This is a genomic window from Nocardiopsis sp. NPDC006198 (assembly GCF_040613895.1).
GTDB lineage: Bacteria > Actinomycetota > Actinomycetes > Streptosporangiales > Streptosporangiaceae > Nocardiopsis > Nocardiopsis tropica.
On the sequence record NZ_JBEXSY010000012.1, the window covers coordinates 107,470 to 124,551 of the forward strand.

Here is a 17,082-nt window from a genome sequence, read left to right on the forward strand (position 1 = left end):
GGATGCTCCCGGCATCCACCGCCCCGCCCGTCGTCTGCCCGGCGCCTACTCCGGCCCGGACTCGTCGGGGTGGCGCCGCAGGTGGACGACGGCCGCGACGAGGCCGCCCCAGAGCACGGCGATGGAGACGACCATCATGACGATCGCGCTGGTGGACATCAGCTGTCACCTTCCTTGGCGGTCAGGGCGGCGTCGGCCGCGTCCTCTCGGGCGATGGCGTCGGCGCGCTTCCAGGGGAACAGCGAGACGACGATCCCGAACACGAGGGCGCCGATCGCCACGCCCCAGCCCGCGGAGAGCAGGAACCCGGTGGAGTAGCCCGCGTAGTTCTCCGTGAGCTCGGTGCGCAGGCTGTCCCACATCATGAAGCCGAGCAGGACCGGTGTGATCCCGCCCAGCACGACCTTCCACCACGTGCCCAGGCGGATGGAGGACACCTCGTTGGCGTGCTTCTGGAACATCGGCAGTCGGCGCAGGACCCACCCGAAGACGATGAGCATCGCCAGGGCGGCCAGGACGATGCCGTACTGGTTGATGAAGTGGTCGAACACGTCCAGGTAGTGCAGGCCCTGGTGGGTGGGGAAGATCAGGATGGAGACCAGGGCGATGATGCCGCCGACCAGGAAGACGGACTGCAGGCGGCCCAGGCCGACCCGGTCCTGGACGGCGGAGACGACGACCTGGACGATGCTGATCAGGGAGGTCAGCCCGGCGATCATCAGCGAGGCGAAGAAGAGCACGCCGAACAGCGCCCCGCCGAAGGGCAGGGTGGAGATGATCTGCGGGAAGGCGATGAAGGCCAGCCCGATGCCCGAGGTGGCGACCTCGTCGACCGCGGTTCCGGCGGCGGTGGCCATGAAGCCCAGCGCCGCGAACACACCGATGCCCGCGAGCAGCTCGAAGGAGCTGTTGGCGAAGCCCGCGACCATGGCCGAGCCGGTCAGGTCGGCCTTGCGCTTGAGGTAGGAGGCGTAGGTGACCATGATGCCGAACCCGATGGACAGCGAGAAGAAGATCTGTCCGTAGGCCGCCACCCACACGCTGCCGTCGAGCATGGCGTTCCAGTCGGGGGTGAACAGGGCGTCCAGGCCGGCGACGGCGCCGTCCAGGGTGAGCGCCTGCACCACCAGGACGAGGAACAGGACCGCCAGCAGCGGGATGAAGACCTTGTTGGCCTTCTCGATGCCGTTGCGCACGCCCAGGGCCAGGATGGCCAGCACCACGACCCACACGCCGACCAGCGGCCATGCCACCGCGGGCACGTACCCGGTGATCCCGCCGGGGGTCTCGCTCATCTGGAGGTAGTCGCCGAAGAAGAACCCGTTGGGGTCGTCCCCCCAGGCGCCGGTGACCGAGAAGTAGATGTACGAGGCGCTCCAGGCGATGATCGCGCCGTAGAAGATGGCGATGACGAAGCAGATCGCCACCTGCCACCAGCCGATGGCCTCGGCGGGCCGGGAGATCCGTCTGTAGGACAGGGGGGCGGAGGACCGGTACCGGTGGCCGATCGAGTACTCCAGGATCAGGAGTGGGATACCGGCGGTGAGCAGGGCCACCAGGTAGGGCAGCATGAACGCCCCACCGCCGTTCTCGTAGGCGATGTAGGGGAATCGCCAGATGTTCCCGAGTCCGACGGCGGATCCGATCGCCGCCATCAGGAATCCCGCGCGCGTCCCCCACTGCTCGCGAGGCTGTTGGGCCATGTTCAGGCCTCCTAAATCATCCCGTAGTTCGCGAACCGCACCGTAGCAGGAGTTGGTCCAGGCGGCATCGTTGGGACATTTCGCCTCGCCGCATGTCGTGCAGCAATACGGTTTTCGTATCACTTTGTCCAGGTATGGACGTACCCCGCGTGTGTGTCAAGGAACACTGGACACCTCTCTTCAGTCGCGCTTGCACACGCGTGTGGCGGCGCCCCCGGGGTACCGGGGCGCCGCCACAGGTCCTGCGGTACTGGGCCGGAGGGGTCTCAGGGGCGGTGGCGGGGCCTGGGCCGCAGGCGGGCGTTGGGCAGGTCGGGCGCGGGCAGTGCCGCGCCCCCGTCACCGGCCACCGCGGGGAAGCGGGATCCGGGTGCGGGCGCCTCGCGGCCCTGTTCCCAGGCGGTGCGCGCCCGGACGATCTCGTCGTGGTCGCGTCCGACGAAGTTCCACCACATCACCAGGTCCTCGGCGAAGGGCTCGCCGCCGATGACCAGCAGGTGGGCGCGCTCCTCGGCGTGCAGGACGGCGTGGTCGCGCCCCTGCCCCAGGTAGAGCAGGGATCCCGCGCCGACCCGGTGCCCGAGGGTGTGCACGGTCGCGTCCAGTGCCAGCACGCCGTGCTCGAACCCCGGTTCCAGGGGCATGCGCACGCGGGCGCCGGGCTCCAGCACCAGTTCGGCGCCCATGAGCGGGGTGTAGGTGCGGGCGGGGGAGCGGCGCCCGTCCACCTCGCCCATGATCACCGTGACCCTCGCCCCGTGGGCCGGCGGTTCCGCGGGGGCCGCGCCGGCCCGGTCCAGGAGAGGGAGGTCCAGGACGGGCAGGTCGGCGTGGTGCTCGAAGTGCGGGTCGCCCTCGCGGTCGGCCCCGGGCAGGGCCACCCACAGCTGGGCGCCGTGCAGGTCGCGGGGGGCGTCGGCGGGGGTGCGCTCGGAGTGGGCGATGCCGTGCCCGGCGGTCATGAGGTTGAGCTGGCCGGGGCGGACCAGCTGGTCGGAGCCGACGCTGTCGCGGTGGTGGACCGTCCCCCTCACCAGCCAGCTGACGGTCTGGAGGCCGGTGTGGGGGTGCGGCGGCACCTGCATGCCGGCGCCCGGGGAGACGTCCGTGGGGCCGTAGGCGTCGGCGAAGCACCAGGCGCCGACCATGCGGCGGTTCTTGCCCGGGAGGGCCCGGCGGACCAGCATCGCGCGGGGCCCGCCCAGGGGGACCTCGCGGGGTTCGAGGAGTTCGGTGTCCGGGTCGGGGAGGGCGGGGTCGATCTCCCCGGCGCACACGCGCTCTTCGGCGGGGTGGGGTTCGAGATTGCTCACCCTGCCGAAAATAGCCGAGGCGGCGCCGGCTCGGGCACCGCCACGGACCGGGACCGCACCCGTGTCACCAGCGCATGTGCACGTGTTCGGCGAATCCGAAGAGGCCGTCCACGGCCACCGGGCGGCCGTCGTCGGTGTGCACGGTGCCGGTGTAGTGGCCGAAGCACTGGTGGGTGTCGTTGACGAGGACGCCGGCGTCGGTGCGGTCGACCCGCTCGTGGAAGGGGGTGAAGACGAGGTCGACCTGGTCGGAGCCGGGGGTGCGGATCCACCAGGGGGTGAGGGCGTCGTCGGGGTCGTACTCCCATTCGAGTTCCTCGCCGATCTTGGACAGGCGCCCGTCCACGCACAGGGCGTTCTCGGTCAGGCCGGTGCCCTCGGTCCACCTGCCGCCGAACTGCAGCCCCACCGTGCGGCCGTCGGTGCGGCCGGAGGCCGCGCCCCAGTTCCACCGGGTGTCGTAGGGCCAGCGGCCGCGCCCGTGGTCGAGCACCCCCCAGCCGCCCCCGAAGTCCAGGACGTCCCCTCCGAGGCGGACCGCGCCCCGGGCGGGGCGGGCGGTGTGCTTGGAGGTGTACTGGAAGCGGTCGGCGCTCCAGGGGATGACCACGTTCATGGTCTCGTGGTCCTGGGGCAGGTCCACGGTGAGGTCGCCGTGGAGCCTGCCCTCGGGGGTGTCGCAGGAGAAGCGGAGCCGTGTCGCGCCGGGCGCCTCCTGGACGAGGGCGCGCACGGGTCCGATGGCCGCGCCCGTCCCGGCGCCCAGGGTGTCGGGCAGGCGGACGCCGTGGGCGAGCGGACGCAGGGAGGTGCGGCTCACCTCGCGGCCCCCGTACTCCAGGAGGTACACCCCGACCACTCCGAGGTAGTCGATGTCGGCGACGGTGAGGGCGACCAGGTGGGTGGGGGTGGACACACACCAGTACTCCCACTTCTTGCGGCGGCCCCAGCCGGGGAGCGCGCTCCGGTGCAGGGGGGTGCGCGACCACCCCACGGCGTCGGGGTTGAGGCGGCCGTCGGGCGCGCACAGGTCGACAGGGGCGGTGATCTCCCGCTCGTGTGTTGCCATGCCCGGCAGCATAGGGGGGAGCGGGGCCGCCGGTAAGGGCCCGGCGGGCCAGGTCGGCGGCGGTGCGGCGTGCGCTGCCGCCCAAGGCGGCGGTGTCGGGCCGGTCCGTCGCGCCTCGGCCCGGGCCCCACACGGGTGTCAGGCCGGCCCCGGCCCCTCACCGAACCTGGTCGCCTGCATGCGCTGCGCGGCTGCGGACGCGTCGCCGACAGCCTCCCAGTCCTTGGGCCTACATCCCCGGAAGATGCGCTGGACCGGTGTCCATCCGACCCAGCGCGGGGGATCCCAGCCCGGAGGCGCCGCCAGGTCCGGGATGTCGAGATAGTGGTCGATCCTGACCCGGTCCCAGGCGTGCACGACCCGGCCGTCCCCGACGCACAGCCCCACGTGGCCCCAGTCCTGTCGGCGGCCGAACAACTCCCCGGTGCTGTCGTAGAAGGCGAAGGCGCCGGTCGGAGGAACTCCGGTATTCTCCCGCGCCGCATAGATCCGGGCGGACTCACCGGCGAAGTCGCCACCGAAGATCTCCACGTGGTTGGACCGTTCGTAGGCGTCCTCCACGAAGGCGAGGCAGCGCGAGGTGTAAGCGGTCGATCCGAGATGCTGTCGTGCCCAGGTGACGGCGTTGTCGGCACAGACCTGCCAGTCGTGTTCCATGGCTCCCCTGGATGAGAGAACAGGCGGTTGTGCATGTTAGCGCCGCGCCGGCGCGCAACAGAAAGGGTTTTCCGCGGGGCGGCGGGCCGAACGCCTCTGCCGAGAACCCGCGCGTGGACCGGCCCGGGCGCTCCGGACCGGGCGGGCGCGGCACCGTCTCCCGTACCCGCCCGGCGTGCCGCTACCCGCCCGCGGCCGCGGCCTCGACCGGTTGCCGGAGGATGGTGCGCATCCTCTCCGGTGCGACCCTGCGGAAGTCGCCGAGGTAGATCTCGTGGTGTTTTCCGGTCATGCGCAGCCCGTGGTCGGGGATGAACTCGTGGTGCATCCGTGCCAGGACCCCGGCCTCCCCGTCGAACGGGCCGACGTGCAGCGTCTGCACGCACCGGCCTTCCGACAGCCGCTCCAGGCGGACGTCGCCCAGGCGCGCCGGCCTGTTCCCTGCCGCCGCACGCTCGACGGCGGTGGCGAACATGTCCTGGTCGGTCCAGTCCGGGACCATGATCATCATGGTCCAGTCCCACCGGGACTTGTCGCGGGCCGCCGTGAAGGCGTCCATGTCCTCGGCCCACCACAGGCCCTCCAGGGGCATGACGACGTAGTCGCGTCCGAGCTCCCGCTTGCTGGCGAACTTCAGCTTGTAGGCCACCGGGTAGAGCGCCCCGACCGCCTCGGCGAAGGCCGGTGAGGTGTTCGGGTCCCCGCGGCCGTCGATCATCAGGTAGTGCAGGTCCGGTATCTCGGCGATCCGGAACCGTCCCCGTGGCGCCCGGTAGGCGTCGAGGGTCTTCTTGAAGTCGGTCTTGTTCGTCATCGCGTACCTGGGCCCGGACTGCGAGCCGCGGCCTTTCCGCCTCGGGAGGCTCGGGTGGGTGGGTGGGTGGAGGGTCCGGGTCCGCCGCCGGTCGGCGGCGGACCCGTCGTCAGGCGTGGGGGCCCACGGTGACGGTGTCGAAGGCCAGGCGCGGAGAGGCCTGGAGGATGCGCCCGACCCGTTCGGCCTGCTCGGCGACGGCGTCGCGCCGTGCCGGCGGGAGCGGGGCCAGGGCCTCCACGGTGATGTCGAGGTGACGGCCCGACCGCCGCTGGTGCCAGACCCCGGCCGCCAGACCGTCCACGAACAGGACGGGGTGGGTCCCGGCCTGGCCCCGGGCCAGCGCACGCCGACGGGCCGGACCGGGGAAGACCACGTCGCGCGGGTGGCAGCCCACGGTGTAGGCGTCGAAGTAGGGCAGCAGCAGGACCTCCGGGGCGGGTGCGGGAGGGGCGGCGGCGTCCCCGGCGACCTGGTAGAGGGTGGCGCCCTCCACCTCGACGGGTTCGACGAGCCCGCCCATGGACGCGAACAGCTCGACCGCCCAGCGCCTGGGCGCGGAGAGCCACTGGGCGAAGTGCTGGGGCGTGGCCGGGCCGTAGGCGCGCAGGTAACCGGTCAGCACGTGGGCGAGGGCCCGTTCGGGGTCGGCCGGAGCGGTGTCGGCCAGCCATCGGCGGGGGCTGGTGTAGGTGACCTTGCGGCCGCGCATCGGGCCGAAGCACAGGGAGCCGCGGTTGGCGAGGGTGTGGGTGGCCTGCCGCCAACGCGGCCACTTGGCCTGGAAGGCGTCCATGACGGGGTCGGCCGCCCAGGAGCCGACCCGCTCGGCCAGGGCCCCGGTGAGCTCGTCCACGGTCATCTCGGTGCCGGCGAGGACGGCGGCGGACGCCTCGACCAGTTCGTCGGTCTGCTCGGGGGTGAGCAGCGCCCCCTTGGGGGAGGGGTTGCCCGCGCGCTGGGCCGCCGAGAGCGCCGCGGTCCACAGCGGCAGCTCGCGGGTGGGCAGCAGGTGGACGGTGCCGCGCGGGCCGAAGGTCTTGACCAGCTCGTGGGTCTCCCACAGGGCGGCGCGCACATGCGTGCGGTCGGCGCCCTCCAGGCGCAGTCCGAGCGACACCTCGGCCGCCGGCATCACCTGGGCGTGGACCCCGCACATGGCGCCGACCACGTCGGCCGCGCTCGTGCCCGGGGAGGTGAGCGCATGGCGCCACAGGCGTCGTGCGGTCATGTCCTGCCAGGTGGGGGTGCCCATGGGTCTCCTCGGGGTGCTGGGGTGCGCCCCCACTCTAGGAACCGTGCAGGTCAGGAACTGTCCTCCACTCGGCGTGCGGTGACTTTCTCTGCGGCCGCGCTCGCGGACGCCCTGAGGCCGGGGGCTCCGGGTCGGCCGGGCCCTGTGGGCGACCCCGGCCGCGCAGGGCCCCGGTGCTCCTCCGTCTGCCGCTGCCGTACCCGTCCTCGGAGGCCTCAGCGGCCGTTGCGGCTACTCACCGGTCGCCTGTCCCGTCGCCGGGCGTTCGGGGGGACGCCCCTTCTGCGACGGCGGGGTGGACGGGTGCTTCGCGGAGGAGAACTGTCCCGTGGCGACCAGGACCACGACGAGCGCGAGCGGCACGATCCATCCGCTCCAGCCCAGGACCGTCGCCTGCGTGGTGTCGACGTGCTCTCCCGCCTTCGCGAACAGGAGGTAGGACCCGCCCGCCCCGTTGAACGCGGCATGCGCGAGGGCCGCGGGCCACACGGACCCCGATCGGAGCCTCAGCCAGCCGAAGACCGCGCCGATCAGAACGCACATGCCGACCATCGCGGCCAGGCCGAGCCAGCCCGGCGCATCGGGGTAGTTGTACCCGAGGAGGATGAGCGGGGCGTGCCACAGGCCCCAGATCACACCGGAGACCAGGAGGGCCGGCAGGGTGCCGAGCGGCATCAGCTTCGGGAGCAGCCACCCCCGCCACCCGAGTTCCTCGCCCAGTGCCGGGATGAGGTTGATGAACGCTGCCACGGGGAGTACGGCGAGCTGGACGGCGATGAGCGCGCCGATCGGTATCGGGATTTCGGCCGCTCCCGCGGCACCCGCCTGCTCGTCGAGGACCTGCTGGAACGCGGAGAAGTTCGCGAAGTCGGCCGGATAGACCCCCAGCAGCGCACCGACCGGGAGCGCCACCAGGACCAGAGCGATGGACACGAAGATCCCCAGCGCCCCGTAGCCGAGCAGCCCGCGGACCGGTCTCAGCGGCCACACCCCGAGTTTCCACGCCTTGTGCTTCGGCCGCTCCACGAAGAACACGACGATGAGGGCGGCGATCGCGGGGGTCGCCATCGTGGCGGTCGCCACGAGGGGGAACCAGGGGCCGGCGAGCCCGTCACCGAACCAGAGCGGGAGCGCGAGGAGCCAGGCGAGCGCGAACGCCAGGGCGGTGAACACGCCGACGGATCGCAGATCGCGGCCGTTCATGCGGGGCCCGCCCCGGGCCGCGGTCGTCTTCGGTCCGAGCTGAGGTCTGATGGTCATGGCGTCTGCCCTTCGAGGATGTGCAGGCCGGCGATGGCGCGGTCGTCGCGGAACGCGATCCGTGCCGTGTAGTCGCCCGCCTCGAACGAGAGCGGCGTGTTCGTGATCGTCACGTCGCCGGCCCGGGTGACGTCCGGCTCTCCCATGCCTTCGAGAGCTCCCGACAGGCCGACGATCTGCGCCCACGCGGCCGCGAGCGCGTCCTCCGACAGGCCGTCGCGCATGGCCGGATCGAACTGCTCGGTGACACGCGCCCATTGCCCGGAAGCGAGGTTCCCGATCACCGAGGCGGCCAGTTCGGCGGCGCCGGGGAGCGGCGTGGTGTTCATGGGTTCTCCTGTTCGGGGATCGATCGGTTTGCCGTAGCGCTGAAACGCCGCTTGCCTGCTCACGCCGAGCGCGTCGCCGATGACCTGCCACGTGGCGCCGTTCCGGCGCGCCTGCTGCACGACAGCGCGCACGACGTCGTCGGCGGCCGCCTGCATGCTCACGGCACGCCCTATCGCGTCGGCCCAGTCGTCGTCCTTCGTCAGGACGCGTGACGCGAGGAACGCGTCCAGGCGCGTCTTCACGACCTTCAGCGCATCTGTCAAATTTCCTTGCACTTGTAAAGGGTACCTTTACAAGCGGACCGCGCGCCAGGGGGTGCGCGGCGGTGTGCGGCGCCGCCCGCCCGGGTGCGTTGGCCCGCTTCTCCGGGGCGCCCGGACCCCCTCCCCGGCGGGAACGCCCCCGGTGCGCGGGGGTTTTCCGCGGTTTTCCTCCTCGGAGCCCCTTGCGGCACCTCCGGCCCACTGGTGTGGACGGACGGTTTGCCGTACGCTGGAAAGCGCTTTCACAAGGAGAGGTGGTAACAACCCATGAGTGATCACGTGCTGGGTGTCGCCATGAACGGCGTCACCGGACGCATGGGGTACCGGCAACACCTGACCAGGTCGATCCTGGCGATCCGCGAGGCCGGAGGGGTTCCCCTGCCCGACGGCTCCCGGATCATCCCCGAACCCGTGCTGGTCGGGCGCTCCGAGCGGAAACTGCGCGAGATCGCGGACCGGCACGGCATCGAGCGCTGGACCACCGACCTGGACTCGGTTCTCTCCGACGACCGGATCTCGATCTACTTCGACGCGCAGATCACGCACGCCCGCGAGGCCGCGGTGCGCGCCGCCATCGCCGCGGGCAAGCACGTCTACGTCGAGAAGCCCACCGCGAGCACGCTCAGCTCGGCGCTGGAACTGGCCAAGCTCGCCCGCGACGCGGGCGTGCGCAACGGCGTCGTCCAGGACAAGCTCTTCCTGCCCGGACTGCTCAAACTGCGCCGGCTGGTCGAGAGCGGCTTCTTCGGAAAGGTCCTTTCCGTCCGGGGTGAGTTCGGCTACTGGGTCTTCGAGGGCGACTGGCAGCCCGCGCAGCGGCCCAGCTGGAACTACCGGGCCGAGGAGGGCGGCGGCATGGTGCTGGACATGTTCCCGCACTGGCACTACGTGCTGGAGCACCTGTTCGCCCCGGTGCGCACGGTCACCGCCAAGGTGGCCACCCACATCCCGCAGCGCTGGGACGAGGAGGGGCGCGCCTACCAGGCCACCGCCGACGACTCCGCCTACGGCATCTTCGAGCTGGAGGGGGGCGTCATCGCCCAGATCAACTCCTCCTGGAACGTGCGCGTCAACCGCGACGAGCTCGTGGAGTTCCAGGTCGACGGAACCCACGGCAGCGCCGTGGCGGGGCTGCGCTCCTGCCGCTTCCAGCACCGCGCCTCCACCCCCAAGGCCGTCTGGAACCCCGACCTGGAGGACCCCGCCAGCTACCGCGAGCAGTGGGAGGAGGTTCCCGACAACACCGACTTCCCCAACGGGTTCCGCGCCCAGTGGGAGGGCTTCCTGCGGCACGTGGTCCTGGACGCCCCGTTCCCGCACGACCTGCTCTCCGGCGCGCGGGGCCTGCAGATGGCCGAGGCCGGGCTGCGCTCGGCCCAGAACGGGCACACCGTCGAACTGGACGAGGTCACCCTGACGTGAGCACACTGCGCCTGCCCTCCCCCGACGGCGCCGTCGCGCCCTACACGCTGACCGGCGCCCCCGCCGACACCTCCCCCCTGCCGCCCGCGCGCTCCCGCGTCGCCTACGCGGCGGCCCACGTGGTCGCCGACCCGGCCGCCCCCAACGCGCCCGGGGCCCCCGCCCGCCTGGACTGGGAGGCCACCCTCGCCTTCCGCCACCACCTCTGGGACCAGGGGCTGGGCGTCGCCGACGCCATGGACACGGCCCAGCGCGGCATGGGCCTGGACTGGGAGGCCACCGCCGAGCTGATCCGCAGGTCGGGGGCGGAGGCCGCCGCGCGCGGCGCCGCCCTGGCCTGCGGGGTGGGAACCGACCAGCTCGATTCTTCCCATGTCGACCTGGAAAGCGTTATCACGGCCTATGGGGAACAGCTCGACGTCGTCCAGGGCGCCGGTGCCACACCCGTCCTGATGGCCTCGCGGGCCTTGGCCGCCGTCGCCCAGGGGCCGGGGGACTACGCCAAGGCCTACGGCCGCCTGCTGCGGCGGGCGGAGCGCCCGGTCGTCCTGCACTGGCTGGGCACCGCGTTCGACCCGGCCCTGGCCGGGTACTGGGGGTTCGCCGACCCGGCCGAGGCGATCGAGCCCGTGGCCGCGCTGATCGCCGAGCACGCCGACGCGGTGGAGGGCATCAAGGTCTCCCTGCTCGACGCCGCCCTGGAGGTCCGGCTCAGACGCCTGCTCCCCGAGGGCGTGCGCCTGTACACCGGCGACGATTTCAACTACCCCGACCTGGTGCTGGGCGACGAGCAGGGCCACTCCCACGCCCTGCTCGGGATCTTCGCCGCCATCGGCCCGGCCGCCGCCCGGGCGCTCGCGGCGCTGGACGAGGGCGATACCGGCCGCTACCGCGCGCTGATGGACCCGACCGTCCCCCTGGCCCGGCACCTGTTCGCCGCGCCCACCTTCTACTACAAGACCGGCATCACCTTCCTGGCCTGGCTCAACGGCCACCAGAAGGGGTTCCACATGGTGGGCGGCCTGCACAGCGCCCGCGACCTGCCCCACCTGGCCCAGGCCCTGCGCCTGGCCGACGCCGCCGGGGTCCTCTCCGACCCCGACCTCGCCGCGGCGCGCATGCGTGCCCTGCTCCAGGTGTCGGGGGTGGACCAGTGACCACGTACCCGCCCCACGGCGCCGCCCCGGTGGTGCCCGGCGCCGTCGACGTCCCCTCCGGCCTCCCCGCGGCCGTGGACACCCCGGAGCCGGGCGACCCCCGGCTCGCGCGGCTGTCCCTGAACCAGGCCACCGTCAAGCGCTGGAGTCTGACCCAGGCGGTGGACGGGTGCCTGCGCGCCGGGCTGCCCGCCATCGGCCTGTGGCGCGAACCGGTTGCCGAGACCGGGCTCGCCAAGGCCGCTGACCTGGTGCGCCGCAGCGGTCTGCGGGTCTCGTCCTACTGCCGTGGAGGGTTCCTCACCGGTGGGGACAGGGCCGCCGCGCTGGAGGACAACCGCCGGGCCGTCGACGAGGCCGCCGAGCTGGGCGCGCCCTGCCTGGTCATGGTGGTGGGCGGCATGCCGGACGGGGACCGCGACCTCGCCGGCGTGCGCGAGCGGATGGTCGAGGCCCTGGCCGAGCTCGTCCCGTACGCGGTCGAGCGCGGTGTGCGCCTGGCCCTGGAGCCGCTGCACCCGGTGTTCTGCGCCGACCGCGCGGTGCTGTCCACCCTGGGGCAGGCCCTGGACGTGGCCGAACGCTTCGACGCCGAGGCGGCGGGCGTGGTCGTGGACGCCTACCACGTGTGGTGGGACCCGCAGGTGTGGACCCAGATCGAGCGGGCCGGGGCGGGCGGGCGCATCGCCTCCTTCCAGGCCTGTGACTGGGTGGTGCCGCTTCCGGCCGACAACCTGCTGGGCCGGGGCATGGTCGGTGACGGCCACGCCGACGTGCGCGGCCTGCGCCGGGCCGTGGACGCGGCGGGGTACGACGGGGACATCGAGGTGGAGATCTTCAACCGGCAGGTGTGGGACGCCGACGGCGACGACGTCATCGCCACCCTGGTCCGGCGTCACGTGCAGCACGTCCTGTGAGGTCCTGCGGACCTCGCCGGGGCCGCCCGTACCCGGGGCGGCCCCGATCCCTCAACAGCCAAGGAGCGGCATGAACTTCGAAGGAATCCTGTTCTTCCCCCTCACCCCCTTCGACTCCGGCGGAGGCGTCGCCGAGGCCGTGCTGGCCGAGCACGTGGCCTCGGGCGTGGAGCACGGGGCCGGCGGGGTGTTCGCGGCGTGCGGTACCGGTGAGGTGCACGCCCTGTCGGCCGCCGAGCACGCCGCGGTGGTGCGGCGGTCGGTGGAGGTCACCGCGGGGCGTGTGCCCGTGGTGGCCGGTGCGGGCGGCAGCGTCGGCACCGCGGTCGAGCAGGCCCGCGCGGCCCGGGAGCTGGGCGCGGACGCCGTCCTGCTGCTGCCCCCCTACCTGGTGGGCGCCCCGCAGCGGGGACTGGTGGAGTACGTGCGCACCGTGACCTCGGCCGTCGACATCCCGGTGATCGTCTACCAGCGCGGATCGATGGTGTTCACCCCCGAGAGCGCCGCCGAGCTGGCGGCGATCCCCACGGTGGTGGGCATCAAGGACGGGGTGGGCGACCTCGGGCGCATGCACCAGATCGTCCTGGCGGTGCGCGAGGTGCGCGGGGACGAGTTCACGTTCTTCAACGGGCTGCCCACGGCGGAGCTGACCGTGGCGGCCTACCGGGGTGTGGGTGTGCCGCTGTACTCCTCGGCGGCGTTCGCGTTCGTGCCCGAGGTGGCGAACGCGTTCTACACGGCCTTCCACGCGGGGGACCCGCTCGCGGACCGGCTGCTGTCCGGGTTCTTCGAGCCGCTGGTGCGGCTGCGCGACCGGGTGCCCGGGTACGCGGTCTCCCTGGTCAAGGCGGGGGCGCGGCTGCGCGGGGTGGAGGCGGGCGGGGTGCGGGCCCCCTTCGTCGACCCCACGGCCGAGGAGGTGGCGGCTCTGGGCGAGCTGATCGAGACGGGCCTGTCCCTGGTGAAGGAGGGCTGACGGTGCGTGTCACCGAGGTCGTGGCCCGTGCCTTCCGGCTGCCGCTGCACCGGGCTTGGGACGGCGGGGTGGACCGCAACGACGTGGTGGTGGTGCGGGTGGCCACCGACACGGGGCTGGTCGGCACGGGGTTCTCGTGGACCCCGTTGATCGGGGCCCGTGCGGTGGCGGCTCTGGTCAACGACGACCTGGGCCCGGTCCTGGCGGGGGGAGCGGCGCACCCCTCCCGGTGGGACGAGCTGCGCTGGCACCTGCGCGAGGCGGGGACCAGCGGGCTCACCCTGATGGCGCTGGCCGGGGTGGACATCGCCCTGTGGGACCTGTCCGCCCGTGCGGCGGGGGTGAGCCTGGTCGACCTGGTGGGCCGGCGCCGTGACTCGGTGGAGTCCTACGGCAGCGGGGTCAACCTCGACTACTCGCTGCCGGACCTGGTGGAGCAGGTGCGGGGCTGGGTCGGGGCGGGGCACCGGGCGGCCAAGATGAAGGTGGGCTCGGCCGAGATCTCCCGCGACGTCGAGCGCGTGGGCGCGGTGCGGGAATCGCTGGGGCCGGAACGGTTGTTGATGGTGGACGCCAACCAGCGCTGGGACGTGCCCAGGGCGGCGCGGGCGCTGCGCGCGCTGGAACCGTTCGATCCGTACTTCGTGGAGGAGCCCCTGCCCGCCGAGGACCTGGAGTCGCATGCCCGGCTGCGCGAGCGGACGGGCATCGCTTTCGCGATCGGTGAGAACCTGCGCACGGCCGCGGAGTTCGAGCGGGCCGTGGACCTCGGTGTGTGCGACGTGGCGCAGCCCAACGTGGTGCGGGTGGGCGGGGTGACCCCGTTCCTGCGGATCGCGGAGTCGATGGCGCGCCGCGGCGTGCCGGTGGCTCCGCACCTGTTGCCCGAGCTGTCGGGCCAGTTGGCGCTGTGCCTTCCCCGGGTGGCCATGGTCGAGGACATCGACCGTGCCTCCTTCGCCGCGCTGGGAGCGTTGGCCCGCCCCAGCGGGGTGGAGTTCGACCGGGGGACGGTGCGCGCCGACACCGGGCTCGGCCACGGCCTGGTGTTCGCCGACACGCTCACCCCGGTCGCGGACCCCTCCCCCTAGCACAGGGTCCGCGACCGTGCGCCGGGGCGCCCTCCGCAGGTCGGGGGGCGCCCCTGCGCGGTCATGAGCACGGGTACTCAGAGGGGGTGGGTGCGGGTGCCGATGTGCGCGGCGCCGCCCCGGCCTAGGTTCGGGGCATGCCCTACCTCCTCCTCGGCCACACCGCGATGGTCCTCCACTTCGCATTCCTCGGCTTCGTCGTCCTCGGCGGGTTCCTGGCCTGGCGATGGCCCCGGCTGTTCCGGGTGCACCTGGTGGTCGCCGCCTACGCCCTGGGCATCGTGATCGTCGACTGGCCGTGCTTCCTGACGGAGATCGAGAACTGGGCCCGGCTCAACACGGGGCGCCCGGTGATGGAGTTCGGCTTCATCGACTTCTACCTGACGGAGCGCCTGTACCCCCGCGAGCACCTCATGACCTCGCGCTGTGTGATGGCCGCCGTCGTGGCCGCGGCCTGGGCGGGTGTGTGGGTTCGCCGCCGGCGCGCCCGGTCCGGCGGCGGCGTCTCCGCACCGGCGGCCTGAGTGCGGTGACGGGCAGAACCCGGCCGGGGCCCGTACGACGGCCCCGGGATCGTTCTCCATCGGGGACGTGCGCAGTGCGGGCGCCGGGTCGAGGGTGTGGCGGGGGTCCGCCGCGGCGGCCGGTGCCCTCCAGGACCGGGCGCCCCGGACGCGGGGGCTGGTCAGGGAGTGGTGGTCTCCGTCGCTGCCTGGTCGTAGGCGCGGATGCCCGCGCTGATCGCGTGCACGGTCCACAGGTAGTACTCGTCCCAGTCGTACAGGTCGACCTCACCGGGGTCGGGGAAGGCGATTCCCAGCTCGTCGTAGGCGTTGGCCAGTGCCCAGCGCGCCGACGCCTCGTGCTCGAGGTCGTAGCCGTTGTTCTCGCTCAGGACCTTGCGCGCCCGCTCCAGGACACCAAGGGACTCGGCCTCCTCGGTCAGCCAGTCGCGGAAGCGCTGCTCGGACCAGGAACGGGCGGTGCCGGCGTCCAGCGTCTGTGCCCAGTAGGCGGGGTCGACGCCGCTGAAGCGGAAGCTGCTGAAGATGTCGGGGGAGCCGTTGGCGAAGACGAAGGCGCCGTGGTCGCCGCGCACCATCAGTCCACCGGGGAAGGCGTGCAGATCCCACCAGGATTTGCCCTGTTCGAAGTGCAGGTGGCGGTATCCGGCGTTGTCCATGCGCACGTCCATGGTGAACCCCGCGCTGTCGCGGGCGAACGCCTGCTGGGCGCGGTCGAGTTCGGCGGTGGTGATCATCCGGGGTTCGTCCACGGGTGCGGTGCGATCGGTCGGGTCGATGCCGGCGGCGCGCAGGTCGGCGTGGACGGTGTCGCGACCCACGCTGTGGCGGGCGGCCAGGGCGCGGATGTCGCGGTCCCCGCGCTGCCAGGCGGCGGCGATGTCGCGGGCGCGCTGCTCGGCGACGGCTCTGCGGGCGGTCAGGGGCGAGGTGGTGCGGTCGTTCATGGGCACAGCCTGTGTTGGACAAGACGGCATGTCCAATCACTCGTCATGTCTGATGAGTGGACACAGGGGGCATTCGGGGGTGGGTCGAGTACGCCGGAGAACGGCAATGGGCTGGTCGACGGCCCTGAGCGCAAGCGCGTTGGAGGGGTCTGCTCCCCGGTGGAGGCTGCCGGCTTCGCCGTGCGGAAACCGGTTGCGGAGGACGGCGCCCGCCAGCATGCTGGCGGGCATGCAGATCCGTGAGGCCGCTTCCGCCGACTGGCCCGCCATGTGGGCCTTCATGCGCCCCGTCATCGCCGCGGGGACGACGTTCACGTGGGAGACCGACCTCGGTCCGGAGGAGGCGCGCGAGCGGTGGTTCCCGCCCCCGCCCGGACGCACGTTCGCGGCCGTGGACGCCGACGGGACGGTGTTGGGCACCGCCAACTCCGTCCGCAACCACCGCGGGCCCGGTTCGCACATCGCGAGCGCGAGTTTCATGGTCGACCCCGCCCACGGCGGGCGCGGTGTCGGCCGTGCGCTGGCCGCCCACGTGCTGGACACGGCCCGCGCCGACGGGTTCCGCGCGATGCAGTTCAACGCGGTCGTGGAGACCAACACCCGCGCGGTCGCGCTGTGGCGCTCCCTGGGCTTCACTGTCGTGGGCACCCTGCCCGAGGGGTTCGCGCACCCCGAGCACGGCTACGTCGGCCTGCACATCATGCACCGCAGGCTCTGAGCCAGGGCCGCCGGCCCGCGTGCCGGCGGCGGCACGGACCGGTCGGGCCCGCACACGGGGCCGGGGGAGCCGGCGCCCGCCTCCGCGCCGCGCCCGTCATCCCTGCGGGAGAACTCCCGCCATGGTCAGACCGAGCATCCGGTCCGCCTCGGCGACGGGGTCGGGGTGGTGTTCCGTGGCCAGGGTGATGCCGGTGACCAGGGTGACCAGATCCTCGGCGGTCACGCCCGGGGCCACCGCTCCCGCCTCCGCGGCGCACTCCACCAGCGGTTCCCCGGCAGCGGCGAGCTCGTTCGCGCAGGTGTTCCCGTGCTCCGCGTCGGCGGAGGCCCCCATGTCGCGGAGCAGCGCCACGGCCAGTCCCCGGGTGGACGCGCCGTACTCGGTCACGGCGCGCAGCCACTCCAGGAGCGCGGTCCGGGCGTCGGCCGTGCTTCCCAGGTCCCGCGCGTGGGCGCACAGGGCCTCGATCCGTCCGCGGAAGACCGCGTCCAGCAGGGCACGGCGGTTGGGGAAGTGGCGGCGTACGGTGGCCGATCCGACCCCCGCGACGCGGGCGATCTGCTCCAAAGAGGCGTCCGCGCCGTGCGCGGCGATCTCCTCCTCGGCCACGGCGAGCAGGCGGGCGTGGTTGCGCCGGGCGTCCGCGCGCTGGGCGGGCATGGT

At 72.9% G+C, this 17,082-nt stretch carries 18 protein-coding genes; 7 read left to right on the forward strand and 11 right to left on the reverse strand.

Translation table 11 applies throughout. The annotated features are described in order from the left end of the window. Nucleotides 1-45: 45 nt before the first annotated feature. From ABZ234_RS11275 to ABZ234_RS11315, 9 genes are all read right to left on the reverse strand, one after another. Nucleotides 46-159, reverse strand: a complete 114-nt coding sequence (locus ABZ234_RS11275) for a methionine/alanine import family NSS transporter small subunit (protein WP_267950150.1) — start codon at nt 157-159, stop codon at nt 46-48. After that, nucleotides 159-1,703 (reverse strand): sodium-dependent transporter, encoded by a 1,545-nt coding sequence (locus ABZ234_RS11280; RefSeq protein WP_267950149.1) that lies wholly within the window; start codon nt 1,701-1,703, stop codon nt 159-161. The genes ABZ234_RS11275 and ABZ234_RS11280 overlap by 1 nt, the downstream gene beginning before the upstream one ends. 266 nt (nt 1,704-1,969) lie before the next feature. Further along, nucleotides 1,970-3,016: a pirin family protein gene (locus ABZ234_RS11285; RefSeq protein ID WP_355011894.1), complete on the reverse strand. Its 1,047-nt coding sequence runs from the start codon at nt 3,014-3,016 to the stop codon at nt 1,970-1,972. 64 nt (nt 3,017-3,080) lie between these two features. Beyond that, a complete protein-coding gene (locus ABZ234_RS11290; protein WP_355011895.1) occupies nt 3,081-4,085 on the reverse strand; it encodes a DUF2804 domain-containing protein in 1,005 nt (334 codons plus the stop codon). 138 nt (nt 4,086-4,223) lie between these two features. Continuing rightward, nucleotides 4,224-4,742, reverse strand: coding sequence for a hypothetical protein (locus tag ABZ234_RS11295; protein ID WP_267950146.1), 519 nt, complete (start codon nt 4,740-4,742; stop codon nt 4,224-4,226). A gap of 181 nt (nt 4,743-4,923) precedes the next feature. Then, on the reverse strand, nt 4,924-5,556 hold the full coding sequence (locus ABZ234_RS11300) for a GyrI-like domain-containing protein (protein ID WP_355011896.1): 633 nt from the start codon (nt 5,554-5,556) through the stop codon (nt 4,924-4,926). A 109-nt stretch (nt 5,557-5,665) separates the two neighbouring features. Further along, nucleotides 5,666-6,811, reverse strand: a complete 1,146-nt coding sequence (locus ABZ234_RS11305) for a winged helix DNA-binding domain-containing protein (protein WP_355011897.1) — start codon at nt 6,809-6,811, stop codon at nt 5,666-5,668. A 231-nt stretch (nt 6,812-7,042) separates the two neighbouring features. Beyond that, a complete protein-coding gene (locus tag ABZ234_RS11310) occupies nt 7,043-8,014 on the reverse strand; it encodes a CPBP family intramembrane glutamic endopeptidase (protein ID WP_355011921.1) in 972 nt (323 codons plus the stop codon). A gap of 53 nt (nt 8,015-8,067) precedes the next feature. Then, nucleotides 8,068-8,631 (reverse strand): DUF3887 domain-containing protein, encoded by a 564-nt coding sequence (locus ABZ234_RS11315; RefSeq protein ID WP_355011922.1) that lies wholly within the window; start codon nt 8,629-8,631, stop codon nt 8,068-8,070. A gap of 300 nt (nt 8,632-8,931) precedes the next feature. On the opposite strand from ABZ234_RS11315, the gene ABZ234_RS11320 reads away from it, so the two are divergent. The 6 genes from ABZ234_RS11320 (at nt 8,932) to ABZ234_RS11345 (ending at nt 14,751) form a co-directional block, all read left to right on the forward strand. After that, nucleotides 8,932-10,086, forward strand: coding sequence for a Gfo/Idh/MocA family oxidoreductase (locus ABZ234_RS11320; protein ID WP_267950143.1), 1,155 nt, complete (start codon nt 8,932-8,934; stop codon nt 10,084-10,086). Continuing rightward, nucleotides 10,083-11,243, forward strand: a complete 1,161-nt coding sequence (locus ABZ234_RS11325; RefSeq protein ID WP_267950142.1) for a dihydrodipicolinate synthase family protein — start codon at nt 10,083-10,085, stop codon at nt 11,241-11,243. The genes ABZ234_RS11320 and ABZ234_RS11325 overlap by 4 nt, the downstream gene beginning before the upstream one ends. A gap of 29 nt (nt 11,244-11,272) precedes the next feature. After that, nucleotides 11,273-12,160: a sugar phosphate isomerase/epimerase family protein gene (locus ABZ234_RS11330; protein WP_267950390.1), complete on the forward strand. Its 888-nt coding sequence runs from the start codon at nt 11,273-11,275 to the stop codon at nt 12,158-12,160. 70 nt (nt 12,161-12,230) lie between these two features. Next, nucleotides 12,231-13,136, forward strand: coding sequence for a 5-dehydro-4-deoxyglucarate dehydratase (locus ABZ234_RS11335; RefSeq protein WP_355011898.1), 906 nt, complete (start codon nt 12,231-12,233; stop codon nt 13,134-13,136). A 2-nt stretch (nt 13,137-13,138) separates the two neighbouring features. Beyond that, the gene (locus tag ABZ234_RS11340) at nt 13,139-14,227 is read left to right on the forward strand and encodes a mandelate racemase/muconate lactonizing enzyme family protein (RefSeq protein WP_355011899.1); all 1,089 of its coding nucleotides are present in this window, start codon (nt 13,139-13,141) and stop codon (nt 14,225-14,227) included. A gap of 137 nt (nt 14,228-14,364) precedes the next feature. Further along, nucleotides 14,365-14,751 carry a DUF2784 domain-containing protein gene (locus ABZ234_RS11345; protein WP_344175407.1) on the forward strand — a complete coding sequence of 129 codons (387 nt, stop codon included), beginning with the start codon at nt 14,365-14,367 and terminating at the stop codon, nt 14,749-14,751. 161 nt (nt 14,752-14,912) lie between these two features. Here ABZ234_RS11345 and ABZ234_RS11350 read toward each other — a convergent pair whose 3' ends face one another. Then, on the reverse strand, nt 14,913-15,698 hold the full coding sequence (locus ABZ234_RS11350) for a hypothetical protein (RefSeq protein ID WP_355011900.1): 786 nt from the start codon (nt 15,696-15,698) through the stop codon (nt 14,913-14,915). Between the two features lie 229 nt (nt 15,699-15,927). Between ABZ234_RS11350 and ABZ234_RS11355 the strand changes: the two genes are divergently transcribed. After that, on the forward strand, nt 15,928-16,416 hold the full coding sequence (locus ABZ234_RS11355) for a GNAT family N-acetyltransferase (protein WP_355011901.1): 489 nt from the start codon (nt 15,928-15,930) through the stop codon (nt 16,414-16,416). Between the two features lie 96 nt (nt 16,417-16,512). Here ABZ234_RS11355 and ABZ234_RS11360 read toward each other — a convergent pair whose 3' ends face one another. Beyond that, nucleotides 16,513-17,079 (reverse strand): helix-turn-helix domain-containing protein, encoded by a 567-nt coding sequence (locus ABZ234_RS11360; protein ID WP_355011902.1) that lies wholly within the window; start codon nt 17,077-17,079, stop codon nt 16,513-16,515. Nucleotides 17,080-17,082: the final 3 nt, after the last annotated feature.